The 16,415-nt window shown below is 61.2% G+C and carries 11 protein-coding genes; 6 read left to right on the top strand and 5 right to left on the bottom strand.

Features of this window, described 5'->3' with window-relative positions:
* Positions 1 to 74 precede the first annotated feature (74 nt).
* Positions 75 to 518, bottom strand: a complete 444-nt coding sequence (locus tag B9H00_RS06025; RefSeq protein ID WP_086899889.1) for a PACE efflux transporter — start codon at positions 516 to 518, stop codon at positions 75 to 77.
* A 118-nt stretch (positions 519 to 636) separates the two neighbouring features.
* Here B9H00_RS06025 and B9H00_RS06020 point away from each other — a divergent pair, with 118 nt between their 5' ends.
* On the top strand, positions 637 to 1,539 hold the full coding sequence (locus B9H00_RS06020) for a LysR family transcriptional regulator (RefSeq protein WP_086899888.1): 903 nt from the start codon (positions 637 to 639) through the stop codon (positions 1,537 to 1,539).
* 5 nt (positions 1,540 to 1,544) lie between these two features.
* Here the strand turns inward: B9H00_RS06020 and B9H00_RS06015 are convergent, their stop codons facing one another.
* Positions 1,545 to 3,269 carry an HD domain-containing phosphohydrolase gene (locus B9H00_RS06015; RefSeq protein WP_086899887.1) on the bottom strand — a complete coding sequence of 575 codons (1,725 nt, stop codon included), beginning with the start codon at positions 3,267 to 3,269 and terminating at the stop codon, positions 1,545 to 1,547.
* Positions 3,270 to 3,679: 410 nt separating this feature from the next.
* Between B9H00_RS06015 and katG the strand changes: the two genes are divergently transcribed.
* Together katG and B9H00_RS06005 are read left to right on the top strand one after the other, a co-directional pair.
* Positions 3,680 to 5,968 carry a catalase/peroxidase HPI gene (katG, locus tag B9H00_RS06010; protein WP_086899886.1) on the top strand — a complete coding sequence of 763 codons (2,289 nt, stop codon included), beginning with the start codon at positions 3,680 to 3,682 and terminating at the stop codon, positions 5,966 to 5,968.
* 186 nt (positions 5,969 to 6,154) lie between these two features.
* Entirely contained in the window at positions 6,155 to 6,859 is a 705-nt protein-coding gene (locus tag B9H00_RS06005; RefSeq protein ID WP_236944368.1) for an SIMPL domain-containing protein, read from the top strand.
* Positions 6,860 to 7,406: 547 nt separating this feature from the next.
* Here B9H00_RS06005 and sstT read toward each other — a convergent pair.
* The 3 genes from sstT to B9H00_RS05990 all read right to left on the bottom strand — a co-directional run bounded on the left by sstT (position 7,407) and on the right by B9H00_RS05990 (position 10,036).
* The gene (gene sstT, locus B9H00_RS06000; RefSeq protein WP_086899885.1) at positions 7,407 to 8,666 is read right to left on the bottom strand and encodes a serine/threonine transporter SstT; all 1,260 of its coding nucleotides are present in this window, start codon (positions 8,664 to 8,666) and stop codon (positions 7,407 to 7,409) included.
* Positions 8,667 to 8,894: 228 nt separating this feature from the next.
* Positions 8,895 to 9,326 carry a hypothetical protein gene (locus B9H00_RS05995; protein ID WP_120211739.1) on the bottom strand — a complete coding sequence of 144 codons (432 nt, stop codon included), beginning with the start codon at positions 9,324 to 9,326 and terminating at the stop codon, positions 8,895 to 8,897.
* A gap of 98 nt (positions 9,327 to 9,424) precedes the next feature.
* Positions 9,425 to 10,036, bottom strand: a complete 612-nt coding sequence (locus B9H00_RS05990) for a VTT domain-containing protein (protein ID WP_086899883.1) — start codon at positions 10,034 to 10,036, stop codon at positions 9,425 to 9,427.
* 151 nt (positions 10,037 to 10,187) lie between these two features.
* Here B9H00_RS05990 and B9H00_RS05985 point away from each other — a divergent pair, with 151 nt between their 5' ends.
* The 3 genes from B9H00_RS05985 (at position 10,188) to B9H00_RS05970 (ending at position 16,396) form a co-directional block, all read left to right on the top strand.
* Positions 10,188 to 12,359: a tRNA(Met) cytidine acetyltransferase TmcA gene (locus B9H00_RS05985; protein WP_086899882.1), complete on the top strand. Its 2,172-nt coding sequence runs from the start codon at positions 10,188 to 10,190 to the stop codon at positions 12,357 to 12,359.
* A 100-nt stretch (positions 12,360 to 12,459) separates the two neighbouring features.
* A complete protein-coding gene (gene pepD / locus B9H00_RS05980; protein ID WP_086899881.1) occupies positions 12,460 to 13,914 on the top strand; it encodes a beta-Ala-His dipeptidase in 1,455 nt (484 codons plus the stop codon).
* A 310-nt stretch (positions 13,915 to 14,224) separates the two neighbouring features.
* A complete protein-coding gene (locus B9H00_RS05970) occupies positions 14,225 to 16,396 on the top strand; it encodes a TonB-dependent receptor (protein ID WP_236944367.1) in 2,172 nt (723 codons plus the stop codon).
* Positions 16,397 to 16,415 lie beyond the last annotated feature (19 nt).

Raw genomic sequence — 16,415 nt, 5'->3', positions numbered from 1 at the left:
GGCCTGAAGGAAAGCGGCGGTGTTGACGGTCAATAATGTTACTTTATAACAAAATGGTCAACCGCCTGCTTCGCTCAGGCGCCAGCCGAGGCACTGGATTCGCGTGATGCCGGAATGGGAAAGACGATGTCGTAGAGCCAGTTGAAGACAAAGGCATAAACCACATAAAAGAGCGCCAGCGAAGTCACCAGCGGTGCCGTCTCGGCAAGGGTTTGACTCAGGTACAGCGCGATCAGTGGCAGTAGCACACAGATCAGACCCAGTTCGAAGCAGATGGCGTGAAAAACACGCATGATGACCGTCTTGCGTACATCGCCTCGCAGGCGCAGCAGAGCGTGATCCACCCCCAGGTTATAGACATAGTTCCAGAGCGTGGCGACTACGGCACTGATGACGCCCACCATGCCCATATGACTGACACTCAAGTCAAAAAGCAGATGGCCCAGCGGCATGACAATCAAAAGGCCGATGATTTCAAACATCACCGTGTGGCGAATACGGTCAGGAGTGGTACGCATGGTGAAAGCTTCCGGTCGGTGTTACCACGCACTATCATTCATGAAAGTGCCAAACCCAAGTTGGAATCCATCTGTTTGAGAGATGGATCGGTCGCCAATGTCTTATCGGGAGTCTCTCATGAGCCCAAGTCTTGAACAGCTCAATGCGCTGGTGGCCACTGCCGACACCGGCTCGTTCTCGGCCGCGGCACGGCGGCTGGGCAAGGCGCAGTCGCTGGTCAGCACGCACGTGGCCAATCTGGAGCTGGATCTGGGATTGACCCTGTTTGATCGCAGTGCTCGGCTTCCGGTGCTGACGGCCAACGGGACGCGCATGGTAGAGGAGGCCAGAGGGGTGCTGGCCCGACGTGAGCGTTTTCTCGGCGTGGCGCGGCGTCTGGAGGCCCATATTGAGCCACGGCTGAGCCTGGCCATTGATGAGTTCTACCCCGAGCATCTGATCGGTGCACTGATGCAGGACTTTGCTCGTCAGTTTCCAGGCGTCGAGATCGAAATGCACTTTCCATTGCTGGAAGATGTCGGGCGCATGCTGGAGTCGGGGCAGGCGGATCTGGGCGTGATCTGTCGCCCGCAGCCACTCTTTCCGACACTTGAATCCCGCCCGCTGGGGCGTGTGCCGCTGCGCCTGGTCTGCGGTCAGCACCATCCACTGGCCGACAGGGACGACGTGACGCTGGAGGATCTGAGGCAGCATCGTCAGCTAATCGTGGCCACCCGTGATCAGCCCGGTTCGAGGCGCGCCGAGCGTGTGGGGGCGGATGTATGGTGGGTCGAAAGCCATTTCGTGATGCTGGAGCTGGTCAAGCACGGCGTTGGCTGGACGCTGATGTCCGACCATGTGATTGCGGCGTCACCGGCGCGGCCATCCCTGGTGACGCTCACGGTTCCGGCGCTTGAACGCTGGGTCGCGCTGGAACTGGGCTGGCATGCCAGCCGGGGGCTCGGGGTCGCCGGCAGCTGGCTGCGTGATCGCTTTCTCGATCAGCCCCTGACGCCGCCGGTACCGCTTGAGCGCGACTGACGTCGTCAGTGCGGTGTCAGACCAAAACCCTCGGGACGCATCAATCCATCCAGCTTTCCAAGCTGGGCAAAATCGACCCGACTCAGAATGTCATTCATGGTACGCCCCTCACGGCTCAGGTTGCGCACCACACGTACGCGCTGGGGCTGGCCGCTGTCGTCGAGCTCCATCACCCAGGCCAGAAAGCCACCGGAAAACTTCACCAGACTGCCGATCGGATAAAAGCCGTGGCGCTGGATATAACGCGTCACCCAGTGTTTATCGAAGCGCCCTGGGCGGTGATAGAGATAGCGATAGGCTTCGATGGCCGTCTTGCCCGGCCGGTCGCCGCGTGTGCGCGTCATGGCATCGACGGTATCCACAACGGCTGCCATGCGGGCAATCGGTGAGAGCGCCTCACCCTTGAGCGCCTTCGGATAGCCGCTGCCGTCCAGGCGCTCGTTGATACAGCCGATCACCTCGTGGTGCATGATGGGCGTCAGCCAGTCGGCCCCCTCAAGGGCGTCCTGCAGTATGGCAACGTGGCTGCGAAGGTGGTCGCGCTGGTGGGTATTGAGCTGCCCTTCAATGGAGGGCAGGGTGTCATCGACCAGCATCAGCTTGCCCATATCATGAGCAAGCGCAGCGACTACCACTTCGCGGGCCTTGTGGGCGTGCTCTGGGTCACTTGAGACAAGATCCCCCAGCCGTACGGCCACGTTTAGAGAGTGCTGCACCCAGGCCGGCTCCTGATTCAGGCAATGCAGGGCGTAAAAAAGGGTCTGACGCTGTCGTTGCAGCAGTGTCAGCAGCGTATCGGCGCTGCCAAGCAGGCATTTTGCTGGTAACGGTCGCTGATTCTGCAGTGCCAGCAAAAAGATATGCAGCTGACGAGTGACCTCAAGCAAAGCCGCCACCATGGGGGTCGGCTGAGGCTTGTGGCGGTGGCGCCGTGCACTGCGTTTGTAACCGGGCTCGTTGGAGGAATAAAGCGGCGAGGGAAAGCTCATGCGGCCACCTTCACCGTTACGATAAACCGCCTCCCGCTCTGTCTCATTGACCAGGTATATCAGCCGCTGCTCGTGGGCCCGGTCGGCATTGATAAAACTCACGCCAATGGCGGCAAAGTGCGATCGACCGGCCGGGTTGACGTGGCGAATCTGCGCCATGGTGATGAACTGCTCACCGTTGGGGAAAGACAGCTCGAGTCGAGCTATGAACTCCTCCATCTTGAGCGGGGCGCTGGCTGCCAGAGGGATTTCCAGCAGCGCTCCACCAATGGAAATATTGCGCAGGTGTCCGGCAATGGAGGGCTGATTCTCATACAGGGTGATTGCCACGCCAACCTTCATGCCCTGTGAGAGGAACACGCGTGTACTGTTGCGTTTGGCCGTGGTATGCAGCGTCTGTGGCAGCGAACATCGGAGGTTGAGCAGATCGTTTTTGCGCACCACCTCAAGTGCCATCATGGCTTCAAGGCGAATCGTTTCGCTATCGCTTTCGGCCATCAGCGTCAGCGATTGATCGACAACGTCGGCGGCCTCCAGACTCTGGGCGTCGAGCAGGGAGAGAGATACGACCTTTTGTTCATGATCTATCCCTCGAAGCGTGACAGGGCAGCATATTGAGGATTCCCCCACGCTGATGGACAGCGCGTGAGTGTGATAGCTCAGTGCGTCAATGATGCCTGCAATATGCTCGAGATCGCGAATTTCGATCTTTGGCAGATCCTCTGCCTCAACGGTGTCCATGGATGGCGCCTGCTCAAGGGGTATGGGCACGCAACGAAGTGTCACGATTCAGGCAGTGCTATCGGCAGTTGAGCAATTAAGTTGAGGGTTTATATAAGCATTGCTCGATGAAAAAGCGAGGCCTGAACGTCCTGTCAGCGAGCGGTTGCCCTGATAGGGGCAGCGCTAATGAGGGCGGCCAGATATTGGTCAAAATGGCGGCATAGACAAGGCCAAACAGGGTGTTAGGGAGAAATCATCGGCGTGGACGCACATTTCATTGTAATTAATCTATGTTTGTATTTTGACGTTGATGCCAGGTTGTATGCGACAACAGTACTAACGCCCTGATTCATCGGACGTGCGGTCAGGCGCCGTTGACATCGACAAGAGGCAGCGGAAGTCGAATCAATAAGGAAAGGACGTACAGCATGAGCGAAGAGATAAAGATCACTGGCAAGTGCCCGTTCGCTGGCAATTCGGTGGGTGGCGCTGCCGGTTCCGAGCCGACCACCGACCACTGGTGGCCCAACCGGCTCAAGGTAGAGCTGCTGCATCAGGACCCGCGCGAGGCCAACCCGCACGATGAGGGGTTTAACTACGCCGAGGCCTTCAATCAGCTGGATCTGGCCGAAGTCAAAAAGGACATCAAGGCCCTGCTGACCTCCTCGCAGGACTGGTGGCCTTCGGATTATGGCAATTACGGCCCCCAGATGATCCGCATGGCGTGGCACTCCGCAGGGACCTATCGCATCGCTGATGGTCGCGGCGGTGCCGGTGAAGCCATGCAGCGCTTTGCACCGATCAACAGCTGGTGGGACAACGGCAACGTTGACAAGTCACGGCGTCTTTTGTGGCCGATCAAGCAGAAATACGGGGCGGCGCTGTCCTGGGCGGATCTGATCGTACTCACCGGCAACTGCTCGCTGGAGATCATGGGCTTTCCGACCTTTGGTTTTGCCGGCGGCCGTATCGATGCCTGGGAGCCGGATAACCTGACCTACTGGGGCCCCGAATCCTGGTATGGCAAGAAGATCGAAGATGCCCCGCATGGTCCGTTCGAAGGTCATCCCGATCAGATGGTCAATCGCGATCTGCGCTGGACAGGCGAAGCAGGGGATGAGCGCTATGATCTGGAAGCGCCGCTGGCAGCATCGAATTCCAACCTGATCTACGTCGATCCGGAAGGTTCGGCCAAAAAGGGTGTGCCGGAAGATTCCGCAGCAGATATCCGTATTACCTTCGGCCGCATGGCCATGAACGATGAAGAGACCGTGGCGTTGATCGCCGGTGGTCACGCCTTCGGCAAGTCTCACGGCATGACCCCGCCGGATCAGATCGGCTTTGCGCCTGAAGGCGCGCCGATGGAAGCCCAAGGGCTTGGCTGGCATAACCCGCGTGGCAAGGGCAATGCTGAAGACACCATGACCAACGGGATCGAAGGCTCTTGGACGCAGAACCCGATCCAGTGGGACAACAGCTATCTCGAGAACCTGTTCAACTTCGAGTGGGAGCAGACGCGCAGCCCTGCAGGCGCCCTGCAGTGGACCCCTGTCGACAAGAACGCCCCGCGCACGCCAGATGCACACCTTGAAGGCGTTGATCATCCGCTGATGATGATGACCTCCGACATCGCCCTGAAGGTCGATCCGTCCTATCGCAGGATCTGCGAGAAATTTCTCAACGATTTTGACTACTTCACCGACGCCTTCTCGCGCGCCTGGTACAAGCTGACCCACCGCGACATGGGTCCGAAGGCGCGTTATCTCGGCCCGGAAGTCCCGCAGGAAGATCTGATCTGGCAGGACCCGATTCCCGCCGTCGACTTTGAACTCGTCGATGCCGGTGACATTGCCGATCTCAAGCGTCGCATTCTCGACAGCGACGTGAGCGTTTCCCAGCTGGCGGCCGTGGCATGGGGCTCGGCCTCGACCTTCCGTACGTCCGACAAGCGCGGCGGTGCTGATGGTGCCCGTATCCGTCTGGCACCGATGAAGGACTGGCCGGTCAACAATCCGAGCGATCTGTCAAAGGTCCTCGGCGTGCTGGAAGGCATCAAGCGCGACTTCGATGGTGCCCAGAGTGGCAACAAGAAGGTCTCACTGGCGGACCTGATCGTGCTGGGTGGCTGTGCGGCAGTTGAAAAGGCGGCCAGCGATGCTGGTGTTAACGTTGAAGTGCCCTTTACGCCGGGCCGCAACGACGCAACCGCCGAACAGACCGATGAGCAGACCTTCCGCTGGCTCGAGCCGGTCTCTGATGGTTTCCGTAACTTCCATCGCGATGACATCACCTACAACGTCTCGCCGGAAGAGATCTTCATGGACCGCGCGGCACTGCTGGGGCTGTCCGCGCCGGAATGGACCGCACTGGTGGGCGGCCTGCGCGTGCTCGACGTCAACGCGAAGGGCGCCTATCAACAGCACGGCGTGTTCACGGATCGTCCGGGGGTATTGACCAACGACTTCTTCCTCAATCTGACTTCACCCGATTTCGAGTGGAAGAAGGTGGATTCGGAAGGGCTGGAATTTACGCTCAATGATCGCCAGTCAGGCGAGACGAAGTTCAAGGCGACCCGCTGTGATTTGATCTTCGGTGCCAATTCCCAGCTGCGTCAGCTCGCCGAGTTCTACGCCCAGAAGGGCGGTCACGAGAAGCTCGTGCGTGACTTCGCAGCGGCCTGGAACAAGGTCATGATGCACGACCGCTTCGACGTCTAAGCTCGCCTTTCAGGCGAAACGATGTCAAACGATACCCGGCGCCGATGGCGCCGGGTTTTTTTATGCTGCCATACAGACCGCTGAAAAACGGCAATAATACAGGTGTTGCGTTTTTCTCAGGCGCCGTCGTTGGTTCGGATGGCCAAAAAATCACCTTGGGCGATGCCCGAGTCAGGAGGAAACACCATGCATATACGCAGTGCCCTTGTTCTGGGCAGTTTTCTGGCCGTGGGCATGATCTGGGGCGGCAGCTATATAGGCAAGGCCGCCGAGACCTGGCGCGATGCTGGACGCAGCGTGACCGTCAAGGGGCTTTCAGAACGCGAAGTGCCGGCTGATATGGCACTCTGGCCGCTTCACTATACCGTGACGGCCAACGATCTGGATGCGCTACAGCGTGAGCTGACGACGCAGTCAACGCGTATCAGGGACTTCCTCACGCGCAGCGGATTCGACGCAAGCAGCATTACCGTGACCTCTCCGCAGGTCACCGACCGCTTCGCCAATCTTTATGGTGCCGATCGTCCCGATGAGCGCTATCAGGGGGAAGCAACGGTGCTTTTACGCACTCCGAAGGTCGAGGGCGTCAAGCAGGCAATGCCCCGAACGGGAGAGCTGGTCAGTGAGGGCGTGGTGCTTTCGCCCAATTATGACTATCGCACCGAGTTTCTCTTTACCGGGCTTGATGCCCTGAAGCCCGAAATGATTGGAGAAGCCACGGCAGATGCCCGCAGTGCGGCGCAGCAGTTTGCCCGGGATGCCGACAGCCATGTCGGTACCATCAAAAACGCAAGCCAGGGTTATTTTTCGATCGAGGATCTCGACAGCTATACCCCGGACATCAAACGAATACGGGTGGTCACCACGATCGATTACACGCTTGAAAAATGACCCGGGTCTTTCCGGCATATCGAGCGGTCACGGCTAATCTTTCGAGGCTTGGCGCCTGCCGAATACGTCTGTTCGAAGGGATGGCATTAACCTCGCATACATCGTCGTCGCCGCTGTTTGGGCCGCTTCTGCTCGACGTTTTCCGAGCTGCCTATGCGGCAGCGAACCAATACTCATGTCGATGTTTGGCGGCGGGTTTTTTCTGAGCTGCCTATGCGGCAGCGAACTCTTCGACACGGACGGCGACGATGATCGGTTTTTTCTGAGCTGCCTATGTGGCAGCGAACTTGATGAACCCCCTAAAGACATAGCCGGTTATTTTCTGAGCTGCCTATGCGGCAGCGAACGTTTCCTGCTTGGGCTCGGCCTTGGTCGACTTTTTCTGAGCTGCCTATGCGGCAGCGAACGGACCTGTTCGACAAGCCGTCATGGAGGCATACTTCTGAGCTGCCGTACAGGCAGCTCGGAAAGGAAATGAAAGAGCCGCCCGAATGGGCGGCTCGAAAGGATGCACACTCGTATTGGCAACACGACCCGAGCTCCGACCTCAGGCCGTCTCGTCGTAGGCTTCATCGTCCAGACGCCGTTGAGCTCCCGGGGAGCGACAGGCCGCGGCGGTGAAGAGCACGTCGGTAGAGGAGTTGAGGGCGGTCTCCGTGGAGTCCTGCAGCACGCTGATGACAAAGCCAACAGCGACAATCTGCATCGCGACGTCAGCGGAAATGCCGAACAGGCTGGCCGCCATCGGAATCAGCAGCAGCGAGCCCCCAGCTACTCCGGATACGCCGCAGGCCGCGAGGGCCGAGACCACGCAGAGCAGAAACGCCGTCAGGAAATCGACGCCCAGCCCCAGTGTATGCGCCGCGGCCAGCGTCATGACGGTGATCGTGATGGCCGCACCGGACATGTTGATCGTCGCGCCCAGCGGGATCGACACCGAGTAGGTATCGCGATGCAGGTTGAGGCGTTCACACAGTGCCATGTTCACCGGAATGTTGGCCGCGCTGCTGCGGGTGAAAAAGGCGGTAATGGCGCTGCCGCGCAGGCAAGCGAAGACCAGCGGATAAGGGTTTTTGCGCGTATAGGCGAATACGATGAGCGGGTTGGTCACCAGCGCCACGAACGCCATGCAGCCCAGCAGCACGGCCAGCAGATGAGCGTAGTTGGCGAGTTCGCCAAGGCCCGTATCGGCGAGCGTGTTGGCCACGAGGCCGAAGATGCCCAGCGGTGCGAAGCGGATGATAAAGCGCACCAGCCCCGAGACCGCGTCAGACAGATCACCCAGCGCGTTGCGGGTGGTATCGCTCGCCTTGCGCAGCAGCAGCCCCAGGCCCACCGCCCAGGCAAGAATGCCGATGAAATTGGCCTCTACCAGCGCGTTGATCGGATTATCGACGGCGCTCAACGCGAGGTTGCGCAACACCTCGATGATATCGGAGGGCGGTGCGCCGTCGGCGGGCGGGGCGTCGATCGCAAGCGTTGTTGGAAAGGCGAAGCTCGCCACGACCGCCACCAGTGCGGCCACCAAAGTCCCGACCAGATAGAGCCCGAGGACGCCATGCACCTGCGTCGGCCGGCCGCGCTGGTGCGCGGCGATCGCTGCCATGACCAGCACAAAGACCAGAATCGGTGCGATCGCCTTTAATGCGCTGATGAAAAGATCACCGAGTATGGCAAGGGACTGCGCGGTACCCGGCGCCCAGAGGGCCAGCAGCGTGCCGGCGACGATACCTATCAGGATCTGCGGAATCAGCCCCAGACGGGGCAGTGATGCTCGAGAAGAGCGATGATCGGAGCTGGCGGACATGGAGCACTCTTGTAGGCCGGGGTGTGTAAGGCGCAGGCGCAACGCGGGCGCCAGGAAAATCTCGAGGGCGTCCGCGAAACGGCGCATTCTAGCACCGCCACGCCGGCCATACGCCATCGCTTCTATCTGGCGTTGGCGTGGCAGGACCATTGGATGCTCAGCGCGGTCATAAGGCCGGCACGGGGCTGACGGCGTATGACGCCATGACTTGCTGACACACGGGGCACGCTACTTCGTCGACCAGGTGCGGCCACCCGGCGGGTTGGCGTTGCCATCCTCACAGGTCATGCCGGAGCTTGAATAGCTGCGTGAGCCATCATTATGGCGGCACACGTTGGCTTCGCCCTGGCGCACACCGTCATAGCCGTTGAGGCGGTAGTTGTCGGGTACGTAATTGCTGCGCCAGTGTTCAAGCTGCTCGGGCGGCAGTATGACGCCGACATCCACATCGCGGACGGGGTCGAACTGCTGCGGGTCACGAATGCCAAAGGGCGGAAAGCGCGGTGGTAGGCGATGGTGGTTCAGATTCGGGCCGCGGTGTTCAAGAATGACGGAGTCACCGGCCATGGCCACAGGAGAAAGAACGGGAAGCGTCGCCATCGCGGCAAGAGCGGCCAGAAAACAACCTGATATTGCGGGCCTGAATAGGGTGCGCGGCATGGTGTCTCTCCCGGTACCTGACCCGCAGGGAAGCGGGCATGAATGGCTTTATCGGCGCAGCGAGGGCGTTCTGAAGCCTTTCGGAAGTATAGCGTGTCTTATTTTCGCCGACGCAGCAGCCGCAGGACGACCGGCAGCGCCATAACGACCGCCACCCCCAGAATGGTCACTTCCAGATGATCGCGCAGCAGCGGCACATTGCCCAGAAAATAGCCCAGCGAGACCAGAATGCCGGTCCAGAGCAGCGCGCCCAACAGGCTGAAGCCGGTAAAGACGACCCAGGGCATGTGGCCGATACCGGCCACGAACGGGGCAAAGGTGCGTACCAGCGGTACAAAGCGTGCCAGCATGACCATCTTGCCGCCGTGGTGGGCGTAGAAGGCCTCGGTTCGAGCCAGGTGCTCGCGACGCAGCCAGCGCGAACGCTCGTTGAAAAGCCGCGTACCGTAGAGCCGCCCGATCCAGTAGTTGAGGTTGTCGCCAACAAGTGCGGCCATAGCAATGACGGTACCGGCCGTCCAGGGATCAAGATGACCGCTTCCGGCAATGGCGCCGGTGATGAACAACAGCGAGTCGCCGGGCAAAAAGGGCATGATGATCAGTCCGGTCTCACAGAAGATAACCGCAAATATCAGGCCGTAAACCCACACACCGTGATGCTCGACCAGGCTCAAAAGGTGCTGATCCAGATGCAGAACAAAATCGAGCAAGGCCGCTGCCCCTGAAGATGATTGGCGGCCAATACTGCGCCTGCGTTGTGGGAAAAGGCAATGATCGCCTGTGGCGCGTGTTCAGGTCACACTAACGTCCCTGGGGCGCGCTGCGTTGCGATACCCTTGAGATTTTGACCATGAGGTTGTCTTGTCCGACGACGATATAAATGCCCTGCACCAGTGGTGCCAGGCCCTGAGCGCCGCCCGTCACCGCGGCCTTTTGTGGCTGTCCGGCCCGTCGGAAGTGGTGCGCGCGCGCGCGGGTGCACTGCTGGAGGTACTGGCGCTGACGGAAGTGCTATGGGTGGGCGCATCAGTGCCTGATGCCCTCAAGCCCTCGGTTGAGCCGCTGGTGATGGAAAAGGCTCGTACCCGGCTCGGCACCGAGCAGGATGCAGTGGTGTTTGACGCCTTTGAAGGCTTTGATCCGGATGCCTTCGGTGCGCTGTCCGGTACCGTGCGCGCCGGCGGGCTGTTGATTCTGCTGACTCCTGACAGCTGGGGGGAGGCGCCGGATGCCGACTACGCCCGTCTGGCTGATGATCCTTTTGAGTGGTCATCGCTTGATGCCCGCTATCTGGCTCGGCTGGCACGCCTGTTGAGGGCCGATGACCAGGTGGCGCGCTGGATCGAGGGACAGCCGCTTGTCGTGCCGCAGGCTAAAAGGGAAGCACCGACCGGGCCTGTGGCGATCGAGGATCGCGACTGTCTGAGCCCGGATCAGGCCCGGGCGGTGGCCGCCATCACCCGGTTGCGCCGGCGCCGCCCGCTGGTGCTCACGGCCGATCGCGGCCGTGGCAAGAGTGCCGCACTGGGCATCGGCGCGGCGCGGCGACTCATGCAGGGCGATGCGCGCATCCTGATCACCGCACCGCGCTTTTCAAGCGTCGCACCGGTCTTTGAACGTCTCGCCGCGCTGCTGCCGGAGGGCGCCTGGCAGGATCAACATTTTGTCTGGCAGGCGCGCGAGGTCTGTTTTGTCGCCCCTGATCGGCTGATGGCAAGCCCTCAGCACTTTGGTGGTGATGGCAGCGTCCTGCTGGTGGATGAGGCGGCAGCCCTGCCGGCCTCGGTGCTGCATGAGGCGCTCAGGCACTTCCCGCGTGTGGTCTTTGCCACCACCGTGCACGGCTACGAAGGTAGCGGTCGTGGCTTTGCCCTGCGCTTTCGTACCCGGCTGGACCGACTCACGCCACAATGGAAGGCGCTGACGCTTGAAACGCCCGTGCGCTGGGCGAAGGCAGACCCGCTGGAGCAGAGCGTCTCCCGGCTGCTGGCGCTGGCCTCCGAGTCACCGCCTGATGACGGCGCTGCCGCAACCGCTTATCACCATCGCCTGGATCGCGACGCGCTCTCACTTGATGAAACGCGCCTTGAAGCCCTGTTTGCGCTGCTGGTGCAGGCGCACTACCGCACCTCTCCGGCGGATCTGCGTACCCTGCTGGATGGCCCGAATATCGGTATCGAAACGCTGGAGAGCGCGCCGATCGCCGGCGAGGGCCGGCTGCTGGCAGTGGCGGTGACGGTTGATGAAGGCGGGTTTGACGAGCAGCTGGCAGAACAGATTGCCCGCGGTGAGCGCCGCCCGCGCGGCCACCTGATGGCGCAGTCACTTGCCCTTCATGGCGGGGTGATCGAGACCGCCACCCATCGACTGCGGCGCATCATGCGTCTGGCCGTGCTGCCCACGCGCCAGCGCCAGGGGCTGGGGCGGCGGCTGGTCGACAAGGTGTGTGATGGCGCGCGCGCTGACGACATGGCGCTTCTCGGCGCGAGCCTGGGGGCGGAGCCCGGGCTCATGGCGTTCTGGCAGCGCTGCGGCCTTGTGAGCGTGCGTCTGGGGCTGCACCCGGAAACCTCGACCGGTGAGTATCCGGTCATGATGAGTCGGCCCCTGAGTGAGCAGGGCGATGCGCTGCAGTGCCTTTTGAGCGAGGCCCTGCGCGAGCAGCTGCCGGCGCTGCTGGTCTCTGAGCTTGCCGGTCTTTCGCCGGCGGTGGTGGCGCAAACGCTGTCGGATCATGCCGTCGTGGCGCCGGGCTCTCCCATGAGGGCCCTTGCGCAGCTCGAGCGGTTGGCGCTCGGGCTGGCGCCGCTGGTACCGAGCCGCCACGCGCTGGCCTGGCAGGTGCATCAACGGCTTCGGTCCTGCCGTGGCGCGGTGGTGCCCTCCGAACTGATCACCCTGTGCGGGCTTTTATGGCAGGGGCGCTCGCTGGCCTGGCTGGCCGAGCGTGAAGGGCTGACCGGACAGGCACAGGCAATGTTCTGGTTACGCCGTCAGGCGCGTGCGCTGCTGGACGTTCCGGCATCACCCTGAATGCGCCGGGCCGAAGCTGGAGGAGAGAAGCTGAAGGAGAAAGACGAATGGCGTATTCTTGGGGGCAAGCATCGAGTCATACCGCACAGGGAGAGTTTGCGTGAACGAACATCTGGAAACACTGGCCCCCACCCATCTTTGGCGTCACTTTCGCACCTTCTGTGAGGTGCCGCGCCCATCCGGCAAGGAGGAGGCACTGGCCAAACGGCTGGAGGCGTGGGCCACCGAGAAAGGGTTTGAGCACGAGCGTGATGACGCCGGCAACCTTCTGATTCGCAAGGCGGCCACGCTCGGCCATGAGGATCGTCCCGGAGTGGTGCTGCAGGGTCATCTGGACATGGTCTCTCAGGCCGCCCCCGGGGTGACCCATGACTTTGATCGCGACTCGATTGATACCGAGATTCGTGATGGCTGGCTCTACGCTCGCGGCACGACACTGGGCGCGGACAATGGTGTGGGCGCCTGCGCAGCACTCGCCATCCTCGAAGAAGAAGGGCTCACGCACGGGCCGCTCGAAGCGCTGATGACGGTCGAGGAAGAGGCCTCGCTGGTGGGTGCCATCAACCTGAAGCCGGGCTGGCTCAAGGGGAAATACCTGCTGAATCTGGACTCCGAAGACGAGGGCCAGGTCTACATTGGCTGCGCTGGTGGCGCCTCGGTACGCACGAAGGCAACCCTGCCGGATGCGCCCATCGACGGCCCGATGGAAACACAGATCATCAGCGTGCACGGTCTCAAGGGCGGTCACTCCGGACTGGATATCCATCTCGGACTGGGCAACGCCAACCGGCTGCTGTCACGTCTGCTGCATCGTCTCTGTGATCACGGCCTGCGCCTGGTCGATTACGACGGCGGCACCATGGGTAACGCCATCACGCGCGAAGCACGCGCCACGGTCGCCTTCCCGGCCCAGCATCATGAAGCGGTAAGGGCACAGATCGAGCAGTATCAGACGATCTATCGCGAGGAACTGGCCGGTCTTGATGACGGCGTGACCATCAGCGTCGAGTCGGGTCAGGCCGAGCGGGCGCTGTCGAGTGAAGACACCTACCGGCTGATGGGGCTGATGCACGGTCTGCCCTACGGCGTGGCGGGCATGAGTCGTTCGGCCCCGGGCGTGGTCGAGACCTCCAACAACCAGGGCATCGTACGGCTCAAGGACAGCACCTTCTCGATTCAGTTGATGGTGCGCTCGCTGCGCGACTCGACCCGCGATGAGCTGGTGGCCCGCATTGCCACCCTGATGCGCCTGACCGGCTTTGAGCCTGCCATCAACGAAGGCTATCCGGGCTGGACGCCCGAGCCGGAATCCGAGCTGCTGGGGCGCTTTGAGCGGGTCCACGAGCGCGTCACCGGCGAGGCCCCCGAGGTGCGGGTCATTCATGCCGGCCTCGAGTGCGGGCTGATCGGTTCGAAAAACCCGGGCATGCAGATGATCTCGTTCGGGCCCACCATCCGCGGAGCTCACACCCCGGATGAGCGTGTGGAGCTCAGCGCGGTGGAAAACTTCTACGGCGTACTTCGGGCCATGATCGAGGATCTGGCGCACGCCTGACCCTTCATGGCCTGAACGGCCTCTTGTCGCCCGTTCTTCTCGGGCGATCCAGCGCCCGGACCTTCAGTGTTCGGGCGTTTTTGCGTCCGGGTCTGTTCCCTCTGACCTACCTTCCCGTTTTCTCGGAATTTGCTGGCCTTGCCATGATGATCCTTGCGTACCGATTTATGATGCAAATCCAAGCAAAGACGACGCAATCAATCGCTATTGATTGATATTAACACATGACATTGATTATCATTCCTGTGCTAAAGACTGGTCACAACAAGCAGTTAACCTCCATAACCAACGATCAGCAGGGAATTTTTTCATGATGTCTGGCGCTGCACGTTTCACTGAAGTCCCCCGACGATCCAGAACGGCATGGGGGATGCTGTCACTGTGCTGTCTGCTGCCGGTCACCGCTCATGGCGCCGAGCAGGACAACCCCGAGTCGATGGTCATCACGGCCAGCCGGGTCGGAGCCGAGCGGGAAGACTCTCCTCAGGTCGTGCGTATCCTGACCCACGAACAGATTCAGCAGCAGCGCCGACTGACCTCGGATTCCTCAGAGATTCTCAGCAATCTGCTGCCGTCCTATTCACCGCCGCGTCAGAAGATGACCGGCAGCGGTGAAACCCTGCGCGGGCGCACGCCGCTGGTGATGATCGACGGCATTCCGCAGTCCAACCCGCTGCGCCCGACCGGCCGTGAACTGCATACCATCGACTTTGCGATGGTCGATCACATCGAGGTGCTGCAGGGGGCCAACGCCACCAACGGGCTCGGTGCCAGCGGTGGGGTGATCAACATCATCACCCGCCGACCGGAGCCGGGGTCGTTTACTCAGCACATCGAGGCCCAGGTCACCACGCCAACCTCGCAGCTCAAGTCCGAGACCACCGGCTACAAGACCACCTACGGCTTTAGCGGCAACAAGGGCAAACTCGACTACGTCTTTTCGCTGGGCTACGAGCAGCAGGGGCTCTATCTGGACGGTGACAACAAGGCCGTCGGGGTGGATAACACCCAGGGGGATCTGATGGATTCGCGCAGCTACGACCTGCTGGCGAAGGGGGGCTGGTGGTTCAACGATGATCAGCGGCTACAGCTGAGCTTCAACCACTACACGGTGCGCGGTCAGGATGAGTATGTCGACGTGCCGGGTGATCGTACGCGCGATATCGCAACGACCTCAGAGCGTGGCGATCCGGAAGGGGAGGCGCCCTACAACAAGGTTTCGACCACCGGTCTGACCTATGACGACTACGATCTGGCCGGCATGCATCTGAATCTGCTGGCGTTTTATCAGGACTACAAGGCGCTGTTTGGCGCGGATAACTCGTCCACCTTCCAGGACCCGAGCATCGCGCCGGTAGGTACGCTGTACGATCAGTCCTACGCCACCACCACCAAGTACGGTACCAAGGCCTCGCTGACAAGGGATGACCTCTGGGACGACCGTCTCAAGCTCACCGTCGGCTTCGATACGCTCTTTGACAGCTCCGAGCAGTCGCTGCGCCGTACTGATCGAACCTATGTTCCGAAGGTCGATTACACCGATCTGGCGCCCTTTGTACAGCTGGAGGTGACGCCTATCGAGGCGCTGACGCTAACGGCCGGCGCGCGTTACGAGTATGCCCATCTGGATGTTGACGACTATCGCACCGTGGCTTCCAGGGGAGGCGGTGTCGAGGTGGCCGGCGGTTCGCAGAGCTTCAATGAGACGCTTTATAACGCCGGGGTCGTCTGGCGCCCGGTCAAGCACTGGAGCCTGTTTGCCAATTACTCGGAAGGCTTCGAGATCCCTGACGTGGGGCGCGCGTTGCGCGGTATCAGTACCCCGGGTCAATCGGCCGATGACTTCGAGAACCTGCGCCCGATTGTCACTGACAACATCGAAACCGGCGTGCGCTACGACGATGGCCGCCTCGATGCCGAGCTGAGCTATTACGTGTCGTCGTCGGATTTCGGCAGCCGTGTCACGTCCGGTCCGGGCGGCCAGTTCGTAATGAATCGGCAAAAGACCGAGATCGATGGCATCGACGCCACGATCGGTTATCAGTTCACGCCAAAACATCACGGCTCGCTGAGCTATTCGCACATGCGCGGGCGCTATGACAGCAACGACGACGGTTCGCTGGATGCGAAGCTCGATGGCCTCAACGTCTCGCCGGACCGCCTGATCGCGCGCTGGTCGGCGCAGTGGTCGCCGGAGTGGTCGAGCATGGTGCAGGTCAACCATGCCTTCGATCGCAGCTTTGATGACAGCGCCAACGGCTGGGACCGTGACTTTGACGGCTACACCCTGGTGGATGCCGCCATTGGCCACAAATTGCCGGTCGGGCAGGTCAATGTCGGCCTCGCCAATCTTTTCGATGAGCGCTACATCACCTATTACTCGCAGAGCGCGCTGGACAGCCCGGATGCCGAGTACATGAACGAGCGCTATTTTGCCGGTCGCGGCCGCACGCTAACCGTGGGTTACAGCCTGAAGTTCTGAGCCGGCCCCGGCAGCATGC

This window comes from Kushneria marisflavi, from assembly GCF_002157205.1.
Classification (GTDB): Bacteria; Pseudomonadota; Gammaproteobacteria; order Pseudomonadales; family Halomonadaceae; genus Kushneria; species Kushneria marisflavi.
This window is presented reverse-complemented; position numbering and strand designations above follow the sequence as displayed.